This window comes from Shewanella sp. FJAT-51649 (assembly GCF_019457435.1).
Taxonomy (GTDB): Bacteria; Pseudomonadota; Gammaproteobacteria; order Enterobacterales; family Shewanellaceae; genus Shewanella; species Shewanella mangrovisoli.
Map to the genome: position 1 here is coordinate 4,713,794 of NZ_CP080411.1, position 18,631 is coordinate 4,732,424.

Here is an 18,631-nt window from a genome sequence, read left to right on the forward strand (position 1 = left end):
TACTCCAATTGCTTGAAATATCGAGCCTTGACCAGCCAATTTGGCTGGTCCTTTTTTATCTAAATACGATTATCACCCACGCTACAAGCTAAGACGCGGCTAATATCCGCAAGACACCGACCCGATTCTTGCTGCCATTGATTGAAGGCTGCCTGCACCTGCTTTAGCGCGGTTTGCGAGCTAAAACCGGCATCCACCAACTTATGCGCCTTAAAATAACCTTGCACATCATCGGTTAACAAAAAGGTATCCTTACCAATGCCGCGCAGGAAATACGGTCCAGTATTGCCGCCGAGGCGAGCGCCTCGTTTCTTTAAGAGTGCCCAAAGCCCGACGATATCTTCGGTCGGCCAGTCGGCAATCAGCTTAGCCAAGCTGCCATGTTCGCGGGCGATATCATGGATCATCAAGGCATTATCATAAATCGCTTGGGTCTTCTTTAAATGGCGAATTAAGGTCGCATCCGCGGCGCGGGTTTGGATCTGCTCGGGCGACAACATCAATACCTTTTCAGGCACGAAATGAAAGAAAGACTTCTCATAGGCGGGCCACTTATTATCGACCACACGCCAGACAAAGCCACTCTGAAACACCTGCCGACTCATAGCTGAGAGCAGTCTGGCATCATCATACTGGCGAATTTCGGCACTGGTCAGGCAGCCAGGCAACAATGCTTCGAGCCCCTTTTTACCGCCCTTGCGCTCACTCGCTCTGGCATAGATGGATGAGAAACTTTCTAACTGGCTCATACTGTTACCTTTGGTTATCTCTATTTCACTGCGATGTTAAGGCTAATAGTACCGAATTTTAGCGCGAGCGGCTCATTCCGCATGGCAAACCCCTTTTACGCCACTTCCACTACTTTTAAGGGAAATCCTACAGCAAGCGCCTTGATAGCGACTAAAGTTAAGTCGTAGAGTCAAAAATGCAGGGGTTGTGGGGTCGACACCTATGGAGCTGTTCTATCATCCGTTATCACGTTATTCACAGAAGGTGTTGATTGCTCTCTATGAAAAACAAGCGAACTTTTACCCGCGGATCACCGATTTGCGCGACCCGTTAGCGCGTCAAACATTCCAGCAATTTTATCCTCCCGGCAAACTGCCGTTACTCAAAACCCACGAAGGCCAACTGCTCCCCGAGTCCAGCATCATCATCGAATACCTAGACAGGCATTTTCGAAACGGTACCGAGTTACTGCCCACCGAACCCGAGCGTAATCTTGCTGTGCGCTTATTCGATCGCATTATTGATAACGATATCAATAACCCATTATTTCAATTGGAAAAATTAAAGCATGCGCCCGAAGGGCATGAATTTGAGATCAAGCAGATAGAAAAGCAGATGTTTATCCAGTTTCAGCGCCTTGATGCCCATTTGAGCCAGAATCACTGGGTTTGCGGTGACAGTTTTACCTTGGCCGACTGCGCACTTATTCCCTGTTTAAGCTACAGTTTTGCCCACTTAAACCTGCTGGATTTAGATGAGTTAGTGCGTTACTGGCAACAGGCGCAGCTGCGCGGCGCCTGGATGCTGGTGCTTGAAGAAGTGCTACTCGCCGAAATGGAGGAAGACACTGGCATCAGGAGTATTCCCTAGTGCCAACACATTAGGGCGTGTTGACGTTTCAGGGTTATTTTTGCAGCAATTTGGCTGGCGTTTATGCAAGGCGAAGTCCGTGCGGTGTAGTTATTCTACATAAACGGACGATAACGCAGCAGAAACGTCAGCCAAACGCTGCCCGAAGGGTTCGTCTAGCAAGCTCGTTCTCTTTGTCACTCGTCATTTGAGTAGAATAACTACACGTCATTCCTCGTTTCGCGAGCACGAGCTTGCCAGAACGAACAAAATCTAATCTCGAAACGTCAACACGCCCTAGCGATTGCGTTCTTTCTTCAACTGTAAAAACGCTTTCCATTTAATGACTTCTGGCGGCAACTCGGGAGCAGGATCGGTATAACCCGCCTCTTTGACTAACACATCCAAGGGTACTTGCTTACCTTTACAGACAAACACCCCACGCACATGCACTATGCAGTGCAAGCCGCGTTCGCTCACAAAGCGTTGTTCAATATAGAAATATTTCTCGTCCCAGCCCACAACTTTGGTTTCAATCTCAAACTTTTTCAGGGGCTTGATATCGCGGATATAGGTAAATTCGGCGGCGTTAACAATCGGCATCCACTTTAATTTAAGGAAGCGCTTCAACAGCCCCATTTCGGCCAACATATAAGTGCGCGCCAGATCCATAAACGCCGGATAACGGGAGTTGGTCAGGTGGAAGTTGATATCGCAATCGCTAGGCAATGCCCGGTAAGTAATGCGGCTTGTGCCCAAAAAATCAATCTTACGGCAGTGACGCGTGCGCCAAAACAACAACCAAAACAAACGGAAATACAGATTCATATGCAGTCGCCCTAAAAATAAGAGCCACAGGCTAACAGAGGTCATACCAGAGGGCAAGCGAGATCTGGCTCACAAAAAAGGCGCCAAATGGCGCCTTTTTATGCTCAAGCATTCCTATTGAGTCTGGCTTAAGCAGCAATCCCAGAGTGGCGCAGCAGCGCATCGATACTCGGCTCGCGTCCCATAAACTGTTTGAACAAGTCCATAGGCTCGGCTGAACCGCCCATTTCGAGAATGTTGTGTAGGAAGCTACGGCCAGTGTCAGGATTGAAGATGCCTTCCTCTTCGAAGCGAGAAAACGCATCCGCCGACAGCACTTCTGCCCACTTGTAGCTGTAGTAACCCGCGGCATAACCGCCCGCAAAAATATGCGCAAAACCATGTTGGAAACGGTTAAATGCTGGCGGAATTAACACGGCTACCTGACGACGCACTTCGTCCAAGGTCTCTTGAATACGCGCCTCTTTGGCGGGGTCATATTCGTGGTGCAGTCTAAAATCGAACAGTGAAAACTCCAGCTGGCGCAACATCATCATGCCTGATTGGAAGTTTTTCGCCGCTAACATCTTGTCTAACATGGCTTTTGGTAAAGGCTCACCGGTTTCGTAGTGACCGGAGATCTCCGCTAAGGCTTCTTCTTGCCAGCACCAGTTTTCCATAAACTGGCTAGGTAATTCGACCGCATCCCAAGGCACGCCGTTGATGCCCGACACGCCTGCCACGTCGATTTTGGTCAGCATATGGTGAATGCCATGGCCAAATTCGTGGAACAGCGTCGTCACTTCATCGTGGGTAAAGAGTGCCGGTTTGCCATCTACTGGGCCGTTAAAGTTGCAGGTAAGATAAGCCACAGGCTTTTGTAGACCCGTAGGTGTGTGACGACGCACTCGGCAATCATCCATCCAAGCGCCGCCACGTTTACCCGTGCGGGCGTATAGGTCTAAATAGAAGCTGCCTCTGTGTTCGCCCGTTTCGTCGAAAATATCGAAGAAGCGCACGTCTTTATGCCAACGGTCGAACTCGGTTTGCTCGACAATCTTTAAGCCAAATAGGCGCGAGACGGTGTAAAACAAGCCAGAAAGCACTTTATCTTCGGGGAAGTAAGGACGCAGCAACTCTTGAGAAATCTCATACTTATGTTGCTGTAACTTCTCGGCGTAGAAACTCAAATCCCAAGAAGCCATTTCGCTCACGCCATAATGCTCCTGCGCAAAGGCTTTTAACTCGGCTAATTCGGCCTTGGCCTGATCCTTTGAGCGCAGCGCTAATTCGTTTAAGAATGCCATCACCTGCGCTGGCGTTTCGGCCATTTTCGTCGCGAGGGATTTTTCGGCAAAACTATCAAAGCCTAACAACTGTGCCAGCTCGTGGCGCAGCGCAAGGATTTCGTCCATCAAGGGACCATTATCGAATTCGCCCGCATTTGGACCTTGATCCGAAGCGCGCGTCACGAAGGCGCAGTAACACTCTTCACGCAGGCTACGGTTTTCGCTGTAGGTCATCACGGGTAAATAGGAAGGGAAATCTAAGGTAAATAACCAACCTTCTAATTCGCGCGCCTCGGCCATCGCTTTGGCGGCCGCCTTGGCTGAATCGGGTAAACCGGCTAATTCTGCCTCGTCGGTAATTAACTTAGTCCAAGCTTGGGTCGCATCGAGCAGTTGATTCGAAAAGCCGCTCGTCAACTCAGATAGGCGTTTAACAATTTCACCATAACGCACTTTTTGCCCATCATCTAAGCCGATACCCGAAAGCTCGAAGTCCCGTAAGCTGTGTTCAATCACCATCTGCTGTGCTTGGCTTAATTGCTCAAAGTCTGCCGATGCACGCAGGGATTTATAGGCCTCGTATAGCCCTTGGTGTTGACCCACATAGGTGCCGTATTCGGATAACAGTGGCAAACAAGCATCATGGGCGGCGCGCCATTCATCTGTGCTCACCACTGAGTTCATATGGGAGACAGGCGACCAAATCTTGCTTAACTCATCATCCACTTGCTCGAGTGGAGCGACTAAGTTATCCCAGGTAAAAGGCCCAGGGGTTTGCAGCACTTCATCAATCTTGGCACGACACTGAGCAATGGCCTGCTCAACGGCAACTTGAATGTGTTCAGGTTTAATCTGGGAAAAAAGCGGTAATTTTGCGCCGTTAAGCAAAGGGTTGCTCATAATGGTTCCTCTACAATCTGTGTAGCTAATAAATAAGGGCTTATCTGCTATTTATCAAGGCGAGAAAACCGATTGCCCCCTTCGCAGATACACCTAGCCGTATTCCACAAAGAAAAAAGCGAGCCAGTTCACAATTAAGATTTACACCAAATTTACTTATTCAATCTTGACGAGCTGATCGCAAATCAAATCCATTCTCATTAACGATCATATTCACCTGAGTTAATATCTGCACATATTCCGCATCTTTTATCAGATTGGCTTAAATATGGCAGCTTCACTTCATCCCATCCTTAGTGCCGTCGGCGTGATTAGCGTCATTTGCTTGAGCCACCCATGCTTGGCGAACGAGAGCTTAGTGCAAACCGAAGGTGTCTCAAGCAGCGTACTACCCGCAGCAACCACAGCACCTTGGACCGCGAATCTAGACTTAGGTTGGGATAGCAAATATGTGTCCCAAGGACGTAACAACCTTGAACATGGCGGAATCTATTGGATGAACGCCAGCGTTGAGTACGGCAACCTGACAACCTACGCCCTTGTCGGACGCGGCGATAGCCAAGCTTATACCGAGTGGAACATTGGTCTCGAATACGCGTTAAACCTTAGCGAACACTTAGAGGCGAATCTGGGTTATCAGCGGATTGAAGGTTATAGCAGCAGTCGCTGTCAGGATAACGAACTGTTCGCAGAATTAGCCTACACCGCCGTCCCTTGGTTAGTGCCTTCGGTGAGTTATGTGTATTCCACCGAGGCTGCAGGCTATTTTGTCGAGCTGAGTCTACACAGTTATTGGCAACTGAGTGAAAGCTTTACTCTCGCTCCTTATATAACCCAAGGGCTTGATTTTAAATATAGAACAGAAGACCACAATGGCCGTAATCACCTCCAATTTGGTTTAGAGGCTAATTATGATCTGGCCGATAATATGAGTCTCAGTGGCCATATTAGCCACAGCATTGCCCAGAACGATATTGAGCAAGAAGCGACCGCCAATGGCGACTTTAGCTCGCAGGATCAAACCTATGCGGGTGTCCACTTCAATATGAGTTTCTAAGTTTTTAAGCACGCTTCTCCGTTTGGCAAACTCTTCTGGCCCTAACTACACTCAAGAAGTCGATGGAACGACTCAGCATGGGCGAGGAACAGGGAATGTTAACTCATCATATAAAATGGCTATCTAACGCATTTATCTTATTGATATTTTATGGCTTATCATCATTTGCTGCCGAGCCAGAATTAGAAGCATTATCCAAACAAGCCGCAACAGAGCCCCTACCTTTAGGAACCCTACTCGATAGTGAAGGGAAACCACTCCCTATCCCGGCTCAACAAAGCGCCTTAGATTACCAATCTCCCGTTATCGACACCGACAATATGCCTGCGAAAACAAATACCCATAAGGCAAAGTCGACGTCATCGAAAAAGAAAAAACAGAGCCGCAAACAACAACTCGCCAGCCGAGAGAGGGTCGCTAACAACCCCAGTTGCCGCTGGCTTAATGCCCGCATGTCACAACTCGAAACCCAGATTGGCAACCGCCCCGACAAAGCCGCAAGCTATCAGACCGATGAGCTCAGTGCCCGCCAGCAGGAATGGCAATGCCTCAAATGCGGCGCAGAAGGGCCAAACCAAGACGATCACTATCGCTGCCAATATCGCCGTTAAGCTTGAACTAACCGCCCATAGCTAAAGTGGATGCGTTGCTGAGATTTTTTGCGACAAAACAAGGTCTATAGCAAAGCAACCTAATGGGCTGGTCTGCAAACCCATTCCAACCTACAATGACCTTCTGCTATTAAGCACCTCATTCTTAGAGTTAGACGGAGAAACTCATGGCTCAACATTTTGACTATATCTGCCTAGGCGCAGGCAGCGGCGGTATCGCCTCAGCTAACCGAGCTGCCATGCGTGGCGCTAAAGTTCTACTCATCGAAGCAAAACATGTTGGCGGCACCTGCGTAAACGTGGGCTGCGTGCCTAAAAAAGTCATGTGGTATGGCGCACATATCGCCGAAGCCATGAACCTCTACGCCAAAGATTATGGATTTGATGTTTCAGTCAACAAATTCGACTGGAACACCTTAGTAAACAGCCGCGAAGCCTATATTGGTCGCATCCACGAGGCCTACGGTCGCGGCTTTACCAATAACAAAGTCACCCTGCTAAATGGCTATGGCCGCTTCGTTAATGGCAACACGATTGAAGTAAATGGTGAGCACTACACGGCTGACCATATCCTGATCGCCACTGGCGGCGCACCTACTATCCCAAACATTCCTGGTGCGGAATACGGGATTGATTCCGATGGTTTCTTCGCCCTACGCGAACAACCTAAACGTGTCGCTGTCGTCGGTGCAGGCTATATCGCCGTCGAAGTCGCGGGCGTTTTACATGCACTTGGCAGTGAGACTCATCTGTTTGTGCGTAAACATGCGCCGCTGCGTAACTTCGATCCTATGCTAATCGACGCCCTAGTCGATGCCATGAAGACCGAAGGCCCAACCCTGCACACCAACAGCGTCCCACAATCTGTGGTCAAAAATGCTGATGACAGCCTGACTCTGAATCTGGAGAATGGCGAAAGCGTGACCGTTGATTGCCTGATTTGGGCCATTGGCCGCTCACCCGCAACGGGTAATATCGGCTTAGAAAACACCGATGTGCAACTGGATAACAAAGGCTATGTAATTACCGATGCGCAGCAAAATACCACCCACAAAGGCATTTATTGCGTGGGCGATATAATGGCGGGCGGTGTGGAACTGACTCCCGTTGCAGTTAAGGCCGGTCGCTTACTCTCCGAGCGCCTATTCAACGGCATGAGCGATGCCAAAATGGATTACAGCCAAATCCCAACCGTGGTATTCAGCCATCCTCCGATTGGCACTATGGGCTTAACCGAGCCAGAAGCCCGCGCTCAATATGGTGATGATAATGTAAAGGTTTACACCTCAGGCTTTACCTCAATGTATACCGCCGTCACTAGCCACCGTCAGGCCTGTAAAATGAAGCTAGTCTGCGCGGGTAAAGAAGAGAAAGTCGTGGGTATTCATGGCATTGGTTTTGGTATGGATGAGATCCTCCAAGGATTTGGCGTCGCCATGAAAATGGGTGCCACCAAAGCCGATTTCGATGCCGTTGTCGCCATCCACCCCACTGGGGCAGAGGAATTTGTGACCATGCGCTAAGCGCATGACTCAAGCCTTAAATCAGGCTCAATAGCCTGTGAATGTTGCATTTTATCGAAGCGGTTCTGATATTCTCAGCGCCGCTTTTTTATGTTCAACGCTAAGCCATCAAGCTTATTTATCCGCTCTTAACATCCCACTCTTTCGCCCCAATTTACCATTAAAAGCACAGGTAAATTTATCAGTATTCAAATCAATTTCTCTTGCTTTACACCAACCAAAAGTATGCAAATTGGGCATTTCAACTTGATATCTTACTAATAAAGAACTTATTATAGTTATAACACTAACTATTATTCATCTTAAATAAATCAAGGAGGCATTATGTCAGCTCAGCATGCTGCAGATGAAAACCCCATCTCACAGATCATCCGTTCCACCCGGGAACGCCTTCATGGAACACTACAATATTTCTGCCTGTTCGCTATTCTAAGTACCTATCTCTTTGTCATTTTGAAACCGAGCTTCATTCAAAATAACAAAGCGTTAGGAGGAAAATAATCGATGAATTCCCTCTCTTACGTTTCATTGGCAATTTACTTTATTGCCATGCTCGCTATTGGTTTGTTCGCCTATCGTAAGTCGACCGATGATGTCTCTGGTTACATTTTGGGTGGCCGCCAAGTGAGCCCACACGTCACGGCACTCTCGGCTGGCGCCTCGGATATGAGTGGCTGGATGCTGATGGGCCTGCCCGGCGCCATGTTTTTAGTGGGGTTTGAAACCCTGTATATCGCCCTCGGATTATTAATTGGTGCTCTAATCAATTATCTTGTAGTCGCCCCTAAATTGCGGGTCTACACAGAGGTCGCCGATAACGCGCTGACGATTCCTGAGTTCTTCGCCAAACGCTTTGGGCAGGCCGATAACAGCATTCGCATTATTGCCGCCACCATCATAGTGATCTTTTTCACCCTCTATACCTCGGCAGGATTAGTCGCTGGCGGCAAGTTGTTCGAATCCGCCTTTGGACTGAACTACGATATCGGCCTAGTCGTCACCTTAGCCGTCGTGGTGTCGTACACTCTGCTGGGGGGATTTTTAGCCGTTAGCCTCACCGACTTTGTGCAAGGCTGCATTATGTTTGTCGCCTTGGTGTTAGTGCCTTTCGTGGCATATCAAGAATTTACCAGCGCAGATCGCATGATGAACTTTGCCTATCAGTCGATCCCGCATTTTACCGATGCTATGCAAAATGTGACCCTGCTAGGCTTAATTTCCAGCCTGTCGTGGGGACTCGGGTATTTCGGCCAGCCGCATATTATTGTGCGTTTTATGGCGATCCGCTCAGTCGCCGACATTAAAACCGCACGCCGCATCGGTATCAGTTGGATGACAGTGACCATTATCGGCGCCTTAGCGACGGGCTTGGTTGGTATCGCCTACGCCAATAAATTTGGCATGAAGCTTTCGGATCCTGAAACCATCTTTATCGTGTTTTCAGAGTTACTGTTCCATCCCTTAATCAGCGGCTTCCTGCTGGCAGCGATTCTCGCAGCCATTATGAGCACGATCTCCTCGCAGTTATTAGTCTCCTCGAGTTCGCTGACCGAAGATATTTATCGCACGCTGTCGAAGAAACAAGCGAGCGAGCAAGAGATGGTAAAAATGGGTCGTTACGGCGTCGCAGGTGTTGCCATTGTCGCAACGCTATTCGCGCTTGATCGCTCTAACAGCATCCTCTCCCTTGTGAGTAATGCGTGGGCAGGCTTTGGTGCCGCCTTCGGTCCGCTGGTGCTGTTTAGTTTGTATAAAGCCAATCTCACCCATAAAGCGGCGATTGCGGGGATTATTTCGGGTGCGCTCACGGTACTCTTTTGGATTTATGCCCCCGTGCTTGCCGACGGTAAGGCATTGAGTAGCTTAGTGTATGAGATGATCCCCGGCTTTGTTGTCAGTAGCACAGTGATTTATCTGGTGAGCAAGTTCGATAACGACCCGTGCGCTAAAACCACTAAGCAATTCCATCAGGCCGGCCGTGTATTGGCCGAGGAAAGCTAAGGAGGCGCAATGACTGACTCTCCCCGTAAACGTATCGTCGTCAAAGTGGGGAGCGCCTTAATCGCGCCCCACAAGCAAGGTTGCAGCAGCCATTATCTCTTGGGTATCGCGCAGTTTATTACTTACTGCCGCGTCCAAGGTATCCAAGTGGTACTGGTTTCGTCCGGCTCGGTTGCCGCTGGGTGGCATCATTTTGAGGGCCAAGCTCAGCCGAGTGTCACGGTGAAAAAGGCCATGGCGGCTGCGGGTCAGGCGGATATGATGGCGACGTGGAATAAGCTATTTGATTTTCCTACCGCCCAACTGCTGCTGACCCATGGCGACTTACGTAATCGCGAGCGTTATATCAGTATTCGAGACACGATTTTTAGCCTGCTCGAACACGGTTTAATGCCGATTATCAATGAGAATGACGCCGTGACCGCCGACAAACTCAAGGTTGGCGATAACGATAATCTCTCGGCCATGGTGGCGGCTGCGGCCGATGCCGACACCTTAGTGATTTGCTCGGATGTGGATGGACTCTATGATCAAAATCCCCACGAGCATCCCAATGCCAACTTGATAAAGCAAGTCACTGAAATCAATGCCGATATCTATGCAATGGCGGGAGGCGCCAGCAGTGATGTTGGCACCGGAGGCATGCGCACTAAGATCCAAGCCGCCGAAAAAGCCATCTCCCACGGCATTGAAACCTTTATTATCAATGGCTTTAATGCCGATTCCTTTAGCCAACTGCTAAAGGGGCAAAATCCGGGCACCCTCTTTACCCCCTACGAAAAACCGATGCAGGAGCATTTGCATTGGATGACCCACACCTCGCAGGCGCAGGGCGAAGTGATCGTCGAGGATGATTTTGACCTCGCACTCGATCAGCACAGCGAGCAATTAACCAGCGATGATGTGGTTGAAGTCAAAGGGGATTTCTCAGTGGGCGACACCATTCTAGTGCGTAAAGGCGATGGCACTAAGTTGGCGAAAGCCAAATCTAACTACAGCAGTTGCCTACTGAGTTTTATTACCGAGCAGGATGATCAGGCGTTTGCCAGTGAATTCCAGCAAAAAACCGGCCCCATCATTTCCGATAAGAATATCGCCATTCTTAAATCCATTTGAGTGGAGAAACTATGAGCCTAATTAAACAAATATCTGCCGATGCCGCCCATGCGGCCCGCACACTCGCCCAACTCGATGAGTCGCTTAAAAACACCGTATTACTGGATATGGCGCGCTCATTAAGGGAAAAAAGTTATGAAATCCAAAGCGCGAACCTAATTGACGTGCACCGAGCGACTCAGGATAACTTAAGCCCTGCAATGGTCGATCGCCTCACGCTGAACCAACACCGCATCGAGGCGATGGCGCAAGGAATCGAAACCATCGCCGCTCTGCCCGATCCCGTTGGGCGTGAGCGTTTTATCGGTAAACGCCCCAATGGTTTATCTATCAGTAAGATGCGCGTGCCACTCGGCGTGGTGTGCATGATTTATGAGGCGCGCCCTAATGTCACCGCCGATGCCGGCGCATTGTGCTTTAAATCCGGCAATGCGGTGATCCTGCGTGGCGGTAAGGAAGCGCTACACACCAGCCAAGTGATCGCCAGCATTTTACAGGCGGTACTGACCGCCTATGGCTTGCCTAAAGCACTTATCAGCGTGATCCCCGATCCTGACCGCGCCCTGATGCTCGAACTGATGCAACAACGGGAATTTATCGATGTGATCATCCCTCGCGGTGGGGAAGGGCTGATTAATTACGTCACTGAAAACAGTAGCATTCCGGTTATTCAGCACTTTAAGGGCGTGTGCCATTTATATGTGGATAAAGACGCCAATCAAGATATCGCCTTGGATTTGCTGCTCAATGGCAAAACCCAACGCACAGGCGTATGCAACGCCCTCGAAGGCTTGTTAGTGCATAAGGATATCGCGCCGCGATTCTTGCCCCGCGTCGCCAAAGCACTGGCCGAGCATCAAGTTAAAATCAATGCATGTCCTCCGGCCGCCGCGTATTTCGACGCCTGCACTTATATGGCAGAAGAAGATTTTGGCCAAGAATACTTGGACTTAGAAATCGCCATTCGCCAAGTCGACAGCTTTGAGGTTGCCACCCAACATATCGCTAAGTTTGGCAGCCACCATACCGAGGTGATTTGCACCGACAATGAACTCACCGCCGCCCGCTTTCAACGCGCAGTGGATGCCTCGGTCGTTATGGTGAATGCTTCATCGCGCTTTTCCGATGGCAGCGAACTCGGCCTCGGCGCCGAAATCGGCATCGCCACCACTAAGCTACATGCCTACGGCCCCATGGGACTCGAAGCCTTAACCACTGAAAAATATCTAGTTTCAGGCACAGGACAGATTAGGGCTTAGTGTGATTAGTCGAACAGCAATAACAGATTATCTGCTCGCAAATGATTAAGCACTGGCATTCCAGTGACACGCCGTGGATATATCCCTATAGGCTCGACGGCGGCATCCATGCCGCCAACGGTCACTTACATGCCAGTGCTTAATCCCGTTAATTTCGGTGTATTTTTGTAGCTTACAATTTTTACATTAACACCAAACCTTAATAAATTGTTGGCTCTAAGATGATTTATGGGTGTAGATAAGCGCATCTTTCTATTTATCAAAAGACACTGCTAACTCTACCCAGTTTTTATAATCTGACTTATGAGCAGTAAGTTCCATTAAAACTTCTTGAAAATAATACCCCGCACTCTCAGTAGAAGAGCCCGATCTTCCTCTTTGAATTCTCAAGTTCTTTTTGAACTGGTCTCGTTCTGATGGCTTCCAGTCTGAACAGATCTTATTCATATACATTAAAATGATATGTAAATTTATCCCATCAGAAGGAAAGTTACTGTATCTCTCCTCCCTAGGAAGGAAAGTTGACTCACTACTTTTAAAAAATATTGGAAAAATATCATTTCGACAGTTTAGACGCTGAACAGATTGACCGAAATTAGCCTCTTTATTAATTGATTCCAGCCATTCTTCATATAGTGAATAATGCTTGTCTCTCAATACAAACAGAATTAACAACAAATAAGGATTTAATGTTTTTGTTGTATTGCTTAATACTGCTATAAATTTATCCATTAGCTGTTCAGTTTCTCTCAGCGAGAGTCTAAATCTATCCGCCACAATAGAAACCACACGAGTAAAGTCATCTAATTCAGCTAGGCTAGGTACAAACTCCTTCCAATTAGGATTATAAGTGACTTTACTTTCAGAAATATGGCTTACAAATTCATAGCGAGAAAGCTCGGTTAATGAGTAACGCCGCCTAAAGAACCGACCTAAATAGGTTTGAGCATCAAAGCCTTCACCATAAACAGCTTTCACCGCATGCTGTAGTTGTTCAGTATCTGTCGCCACGATAAAGGCAATATTATCTAATTCAAAAAAGTGTTTAACAACCTCTAACATTTCTACGGCATAACTAGGTCGACAGCGATCGAGTTCATCAATAAAGATAAAAGCAGGTGCTTTTAAAGCACCTTGCTTATGTGCAATGACTGCAGTAATTAACGCTTTAATTTCATTTCGCAAATAGTTGACTGACTGCAATTTATCGTTGTGGTCTTTTACTAAGCATTGTGCAACTGCGGCCGCAGATTCACTTAAAGTATCAGAAATGAATTTGTCATCACCTTTTGAGTCTCCTTCAATTTTAATATCATCTAAATTCAAACCAACAGCCTTTTTCACCAATCCTTTGAGTAAAGCAGGTGCAGCTGCTTTGATAAATCGGGCTGATTTTTCAGTAATATTTGACAGAATTTCATTTTCAGCAGGCAATTGCGCACTTAAAGCATTTATCAAAGATGAAATAACGGTAAGCATAGGATCATCAGAGTAATCCTGCTTCCAAGCATCAATGTAAACAACAGGGTGTCTATCTTTAATGCTCTCAATCCAGCGATTAATAAAGTAGGTTTTACCCGAGCCCCACTTCGCATTTAGGTTTAAAACATAGCCACCATCGATAGCATTAATCGCCAAATAATTGTGTAAAAAAGAAGCGTATCTAGCGCGATCTAATGTATCCCTTGGAAATAGTTCAGTTCCTTCTGTGCATAACACAGGCTCTTTCCAGTTAAAATCTACAATATCATCAGACATAAAATCCCTTTTTATTAATCAGTTACTCATACTTCAGAATAAAGTCGTAATGTGTGCACTATCAACTCAATGAGCAATACAGACACCTGAGTTCGCAGAGTTAAGCACTCTCGCGGCAGTGACCGTTGGCGGCATGGATGCCGCCGTCGAGCCCTCAGGGATGAGTTAATGGCGTGTCACTGAAGTGAGAGTGCTTAATAGCAGCCATTTACTAAACCCTATGCAAAACTTCGCGGCATAGTTTACTCCACCCCATCACACTGCGATTTACCCGCTTGATAACAGCTGGGTTGCCGTGGGCAGACGGCGCCGCGGGAGCAGATAAGCCGGGCATCATTTTTAATACCACGTTCAATCCAGTTGATATTCAATATCTTAGCTACGCTGACCAGATCGCTTTTAATATGCTTAGGAATCGCGACTGAGCCGCCGCCAGAAACACAGGCGGCTTTTAAATCATGGGCGATAGAGAGTGCATCTTTGCCTTGGGCTTCAATGGCCGGATTCAAATCGATACCGGCACAGAGCACATGGGGGTTGCCCGCCGAGTCTTCGACCTTAATCGACTCGCAGCAGTAAATCCGTGGCTCATTGCCTACATTTAAAATTGAAATTTGCGCGGAGGTCCCAACTGAGGGCTCGCTGATCATTCTAAACACCGCCCAGTGCTGGCAAGGGTCTTCCACCAGCCGCATATTGCCCCAAGGCAGAGGAATACCATTGCCTCGGTAAACGGCTTTGAGTTTGCCCGGCGCATAGGCATCAAAATAATGCCAATGGGGATAAGGCGATACGACCGTCATCCGCCGCATGGCGACCGAAGCCGACACTTGCAGCTGTTTATGCACCTCAATTTCGTAACCGTGGCGGTCGAGCAATTGTCGATAGGGCACCTTAGGGCATAACAGGGCTCCGGCAAAGAAGCTGGACTCAAAGTCGCGCCACGCATGCAAAATATCCTGCGCGTTCAGGGTATTAGACTGCATGGTCACTTCTTCATCCATCTCCAGTTTTCGGCCAGAAATCATCACACTCTTAAGCCCATCCTTGTTGTGCAACACACAATGGCCGATATGGGCGGCGAGATCGTACTTCAGTCGACTGGGGCGATTTTTAAGAACTTTATTGATGTAAATCGTGCTGGGTGGCTCGAAGAAGGAGGTCACTAACTGATGGGAGCTTACGCCGCGCTCGTCGATAACTTCCTGGGGAGTGCTATCTATCCATTTGATTTTCAAGCCTACGCCCTTGGCGATATCCAGCATCTCCTCGAGGGATAAGGGCATACGTTTTAACCCAACCTCTTCGGCGGCACGTTCAAGATCGGGGAAATGGTTTTGATGGTGTTCCTGATGGGCGCGGATTAATAGATGGGCGAATTGCCGACCCGAGATCCCAGTCTGGGATAGCATTTCAGGGATGGCAATTTGCAAAATATCATTTGAAAACAAAAAGCTGGGTTCGAGCGCCATGCCGCTGATCCCACCACGGCGGCCCTTATCCGGCGTGATAGCACTCTCCTCGGGTACGTCGTCTAAAAACCAGTCAACGTCCTTTTGAAAAACCGTGGCAATCACGGCCAACATTTCGGCACTGGGCACACGTTTTCCGCGTTCGATCATCGACAAATATGACACAGAGGGCGCACTGCCCGCATCGACGCGAATGCAACGTGCCGATAAATCTTCCATGGTTAAATTGTTACGTTTCCGTAGGTTACGTATTTTAGTCCCTAGGAAATGTGACTTTCTCATCAAGCTCTGGTCATTGCGCATTTTGTAAAATTCACATTGTAAAATTTTTATTGTGAAATTGTAGTCAAAAAAAGACTAGACTACAAATTAAGCAATCGAGGCAGGTTATCCACCTGACACGGCTTAACCATTAACTCTGTCGGACAAACCAAATTGAAGACAAATGTTGAACCATTAGAAGTGAAATCAAGGCCCTAATTTTTAATTTGAATGTGTAGAGGATGCAGCGATGAATATGTCAATTATCAATAGCCACCAGATCCAACCGAATCTAAACAGCTTCATCGCAGAAGAAGTGCTTGCCGTCGCCCAAGTGAACGTGGCCGAGCATGAAAAACTTGCCCAGGCGAAGCAGTTCCTCGACCGTCATTTCCCGCTCGATGCGGGTTCGCATCAGGATGTGATCAGCTATGTAGTTTACTACCAACACCTGCTGGCATTTTTTGCCGACGGCAGCCACAGCGGATTACGCCAAACCAAGCAGTTTGTTGCCTTCAACGGCACTAAAGATGCGCCAAGCGCCATAGTGTTGCAGGATCAAGGCTGCCATGTTGAGTTATGTTTCGATCGCACTGGCATGATAGGCGCACGGGATTTAGCGAATTTGGAAGATGTGCAAATCGAAGCGCCCGTTGAGTTAGCCGCCGAACCCACAGAGACACGCAACACCACCTCGCGCCACTGGTTAAGCCTGTTACATGCAGGAATGCCAAGCGCTAACGATATTCAAGACAAGCTGTTTACCGCTAAAGACGGTGGCGACTACAATCTGCAACGTATCGTGAATCTCTAAATTCCGCATATTTTCCCGGGAGAGCTGCCGTCGGCGGCTCTCCTTTTTTTACTTCAAACCCACCAGTCCATTAAGACTCAATAAAATTGACTTACAAAATAAATTAAATTGATTTTATTGAAGCTGAGCCCAATCGTTATAATGCCCGTCTTTGTCAGCGTCCCAATGCTTATTCGAGTATCTATGCCTATGTGGATGGAGCTAAAAACCCAAGATTGGCACGATAACACTCAGTCGCAAACCTAAGGCGTTATGAATTTTTCATCGATAGTCTCGCAACTTAAGCAACCCCATCGCCTTGTGTTTATCTGCGCCGCACTGCTATGTCTCGCGCCTGTTATCTCATCCCCCATGGCGCTTGTGCTCGGTTTTACCTTGGCCAGCCTAGGTTGGGTGCCAAACGACTGGAATATCGCCGCCCTCACCAAAAAATTGCTGTCCTATTCGATTATCGGCTTAGGCTTTGGGATTAACTTCAACGCCGCGATTGAGGCCAGCAGCCATAACCTCGGATTGATTGTCGGCTCGATTATTTTTACGCTGATCTTAGGTTTTGTGGTGACTCGCGCCCTGAAGTTTGACCCGATCACAGGCCACTTAATCGCCTCTGGCACCGCCATCTGTGGCGGCAGCGCCATTGCCGCCGTATCGCCAGCGATTAATGCCAAACCAGACCAAACCGCCACCGCATTAGCCTGTGTATTTGTGCTCAACTCGGTGGCTTTGTTTTTATTCCCCGCCCTCGGGCATTTGCTCAATATGAGCCAATACGATTTTGGCGTGTGGAGTGCCATCGCGATTCACGACACTTCCTCAGTCGTCGGCGCGGCCTCTGCCTATGGTGATGAAGCACTTAAAACCGCCACAACCATTAAACTGGCGCGCGCACTGTGGATTATCCCCATTGCCCTTGTCAGTGCGCTGATCTTTGGCGGCGATAAACGTAAGCTTAACCTACCGTATTTTATCGGATTTTACTGTTTAGCCATCGCAATCGCCCATTGGCTGCCGCAGTTTCAGCCGCTCTACGACACGCTATTTATGGTGTCTAAACGTACCTTAGTTCTGTGTCTGTTCTTGATTGGTGCGGGGATTACGGTGCAAAAAATGCGGGCGAGCGGCCCTAAGCCTTTGCTGCTGGGCGTGGTTCTGTGGGCGGCGATTGGGGCAACGTCTTTAGGTTATATTCTGTATTTTCAATAAATTGGATTTAAGCTAAGCGGCTTAAATTGACACACTGATACGGGAAGCCTACTCGGCGTTAGGTTTAATTCGCCAAGCCAACCCCAGTACGCCTAAAAAGGCGGAAAATTCGATCAGCGAGCGGAGTAATCCTGTGGTTTGCGTGGATGCAACCAAGGCAATAAGGCAAAACACAATCAGCAGCGAGTTTTTCAATTGCATCCTCCGACAAACTTAGGGGATGCTCATTATTGTTTAGAACCAAAAAGCCAGCCAATATCGATTTTCAATAACAAATAGCTATAACAACTAAGCCTGAGCGTTTAGCTTAAGCGGCCTTATGGGCGCTATCGGACTCGTTTGCCACCAGTTCTTGGTTATGTTTCTGAATAAAATCCTCCATAAACCAAGCACAAAAGGTGTGGCGACCATCAACGGCGGCCTTGCCATAAATGGTCGACGCCTGTTGGCGCACCGTTTTCTCTTTTGTCTGTCTCACTTCGGCAATTTCTTTAAAACTCAGCCCTTTAAGCAATAAAAACGCGACTTGCTGCTCGCTCTTGGTAAAACCCCAAGTATCAAACTGATTTGCGACGGCTTGGCTGTATTCCTGTCTGGCAGAGCGCATTTGGGTCGACATATTGTCGATTTTTTTATCGGCGTACTCGAGGCGTTTTGCTAAGGCTTTAACTTCGCGCGAGCGGCGAATTAAATCGTAACTGAGGTAGATGGCCCCGACTGCGGTGAGCACTAAGAGTATGGCTTCCTGCACTAAATGCCATTGCGGAATGCCTAATTGAATGTCGGAACTAATGTCAAAAAGCTTAAAGCACATGATGAGTGCCAGCAGACCAATAATGACAATATCCTTCATTTAAAACTCCTAAATAAAAGCAAAATCAATCAATTATTTTATGGGACATATGTACCATAGGCGGATTTATGATACAGGTCCCCGACGACTTTCAGCCGTCAATCCCTACACTGACAGCATTGTTTAATA

Annotated in this window: 17 protein-coding genes; 10 read left to right on the forward strand and 7 right to left on the reverse strand. The window is 48.0% G+C overall.

All coding sequences use genetic code 11. The annotated features are described in order from the left end of the window. Nucleotides 1-59: 59 nt before the first annotated feature. Nucleotides 60-749, reverse strand: coding sequence for a DNA-3-methyladenine glycosylase I (locus K0H59_RS20635; protein ID WP_220054242.1), 690 nt, complete (start codon nucleotides 747-749; stop codon nucleotides 60-62). Between the two features lie 202 nt (nucleotides 750-951). Here K0H59_RS20635 and K0H59_RS20640 point away from each other — a divergent pair, with 202 nt between their 5' ends. Then, complete coding sequence (locus tag K0H59_RS20640) at nucleotides 952-1,599, forward strand: glutathione S-transferase family protein (RefSeq protein ID WP_088212807.1); 648 nt, start codon at nucleotides 952-954, stop codon at nucleotides 1,597-1,599. Between the two features lie 276 nt (nucleotides 1,600-1,875). On the opposite strand, the gene K0H59_RS20645 is transcribed toward K0H59_RS20640, so the two are convergent. Beyond that, on the reverse strand, nucleotides 1,876-2,406 hold the full coding sequence (locus K0H59_RS20645) for a thioesterase family protein (protein ID WP_011718763.1): 531 nt from the start codon (nucleotides 2,404-2,406) through the stop codon (nucleotides 1,876-1,878). Nucleotides 2,407-2,534: 128 nt separating this feature from the next. After that, on the reverse strand, nucleotides 2,535-4,574 hold the full coding sequence (gene prlC / locus K0H59_RS20650) for an oligopeptidase A (protein WP_220054243.1): 2,040 nt from the start codon (nucleotides 4,572-4,574) through the stop codon (nucleotides 2,535-2,537). Nucleotides 4,575-4,842: 268 nt separating this feature from the next. On the opposite strand from prlC, the gene K0H59_RS20655 reads away from it, so the two are divergent. The 7 genes from K0H59_RS20655 (at nucleotide 4,843) to K0H59_RS20685 (ending at nucleotide 12,141) form a co-directional block, all read left to right on the forward strand. Continuing rightward, entirely contained in the window at nucleotides 4,843-5,631 is a 789-nt protein-coding gene (locus K0H59_RS20655; RefSeq protein WP_220054244.1) for a hypothetical protein, read from the forward strand. A 95-nt stretch (nucleotides 5,632-5,726) separates the two neighbouring features. Next, nucleotides 5,727-6,242 (forward strand): hypothetical protein, encoded by a 516-nt coding sequence (locus K0H59_RS20660; RefSeq protein ID WP_220054245.1) that lies wholly within the window; start codon nucleotides 5,727-5,729, stop codon nucleotides 6,240-6,242. Nucleotides 6,243-6,409: 167 nt separating this feature from the next. Further along, nucleotides 6,410-7,765, forward strand: coding sequence for a glutathione-disulfide reductase (gene gorA, locus K0H59_RS20665; RefSeq protein WP_220054246.1), 1,356 nt, complete (start codon nucleotides 6,410-6,412; stop codon nucleotides 7,763-7,765). 324 nt (nucleotides 7,766-8,089) lie between these two features. Continuing rightward, the gene (locus K0H59_RS20670) at nucleotides 8,090-8,266 is read left to right on the forward strand and encodes a hypothetical protein (protein WP_167373676.1); all 177 of its coding nucleotides are present in this window, start codon (nucleotides 8,090-8,092) and stop codon (nucleotides 8,264-8,266) included. Nucleotides 8,267-8,269: 3 nt separating this feature from the next. Continuing rightward, the gene (gene putP, locus K0H59_RS20675; protein WP_220054247.1) at nucleotides 8,270-9,766 is read left to right on the forward strand and encodes a sodium/proline symporter PutP; all 1,497 of its coding nucleotides are present in this window, start codon (nucleotides 8,270-8,272) and stop codon (nucleotides 9,764-9,766) included. A 9-nt stretch (nucleotides 9,767-9,775) separates the two neighbouring features. Further along, nucleotides 9,776-10,882 (forward strand): glutamate 5-kinase, encoded by a 1,107-nt coding sequence (gene proB, locus K0H59_RS20680; RefSeq protein WP_220054248.1) that lies wholly within the window; start codon nucleotides 9,776-9,778, stop codon nucleotides 10,880-10,882. 11 nt (nucleotides 10,883-10,893) lie between these two features. Next, the gene (locus K0H59_RS20685; RefSeq protein ID WP_011627648.1) at nucleotides 10,894-12,141 is read left to right on the forward strand and encodes a glutamate-5-semialdehyde dehydrogenase; all 1,248 of its coding nucleotides are present in this window, start codon (nucleotides 10,894-10,896) and stop codon (nucleotides 12,139-12,141) included. Nucleotides 12,142-12,393: 252 nt separating this feature from the next. Here K0H59_RS20685 and K0H59_RS20690 read toward each other — a convergent pair whose 3' ends face one another. Beyond that, nucleotides 12,394-13,899 (reverse strand): P-loop NTPase fold protein, encoded by a 1,506-nt coding sequence (locus K0H59_RS20690; protein ID WP_220054249.1) that lies wholly within the window; start codon nucleotides 13,897-13,899, stop codon nucleotides 12,394-12,396. A 242-nt stretch (nucleotides 13,900-14,141) separates the two neighbouring features. Next, a complete protein-coding gene (locus tag K0H59_RS20695) occupies nucleotides 14,142-15,674 on the reverse strand; it encodes a DUF3612 domain-containing protein (protein WP_208660627.1) in 1,533 nt (510 codons plus the stop codon). Between the two features lie 208 nt (nucleotides 15,675-15,882). Here K0H59_RS20695 and K0H59_RS20700 point away from each other — a divergent pair, with 208 nt between their 5' ends. Continuing rightward, nucleotides 15,883-16,446, forward strand: a complete 564-nt coding sequence (locus K0H59_RS20700; protein WP_220054250.1) for a malate synthase — start codon at nucleotides 15,883-15,885, stop codon at nucleotides 16,444-16,446. 252 nt (nucleotides 16,447-16,698) lie between these two features. Further along, complete coding sequence (locus tag K0H59_RS20705; RefSeq protein ID WP_220054251.1) at nucleotides 16,699-17,649, forward strand: YeiH family protein; 951 nt, start codon at nucleotides 16,699-16,701, stop codon at nucleotides 17,647-17,649. Between the two features lie 48 nt (nucleotides 17,650-17,697). Here the strand turns inward: K0H59_RS20705 and K0H59_RS20710 are convergent, their stop codons facing one another. Both K0H59_RS20710 and K0H59_RS20715 read right to left on the reverse strand, forming a co-directional pair. Next, nucleotides 17,698-17,844, reverse strand: coding sequence for a hypothetical protein (locus tag K0H59_RS20710; protein ID WP_083758005.1), 147 nt, complete (start codon nucleotides 17,842-17,844; stop codon nucleotides 17,698-17,700). A gap of 112 nt (nucleotides 17,845-17,956) precedes the next feature. Further along, a complete protein-coding gene (locus K0H59_RS20715; RefSeq protein ID WP_220054252.1) occupies nucleotides 17,957-18,502 on the reverse strand; it encodes a LuxR family transcriptional regulator in 546 nt (181 codons plus the stop codon). Nucleotides 18,503-18,631: the final 129 nt, after the last annotated feature.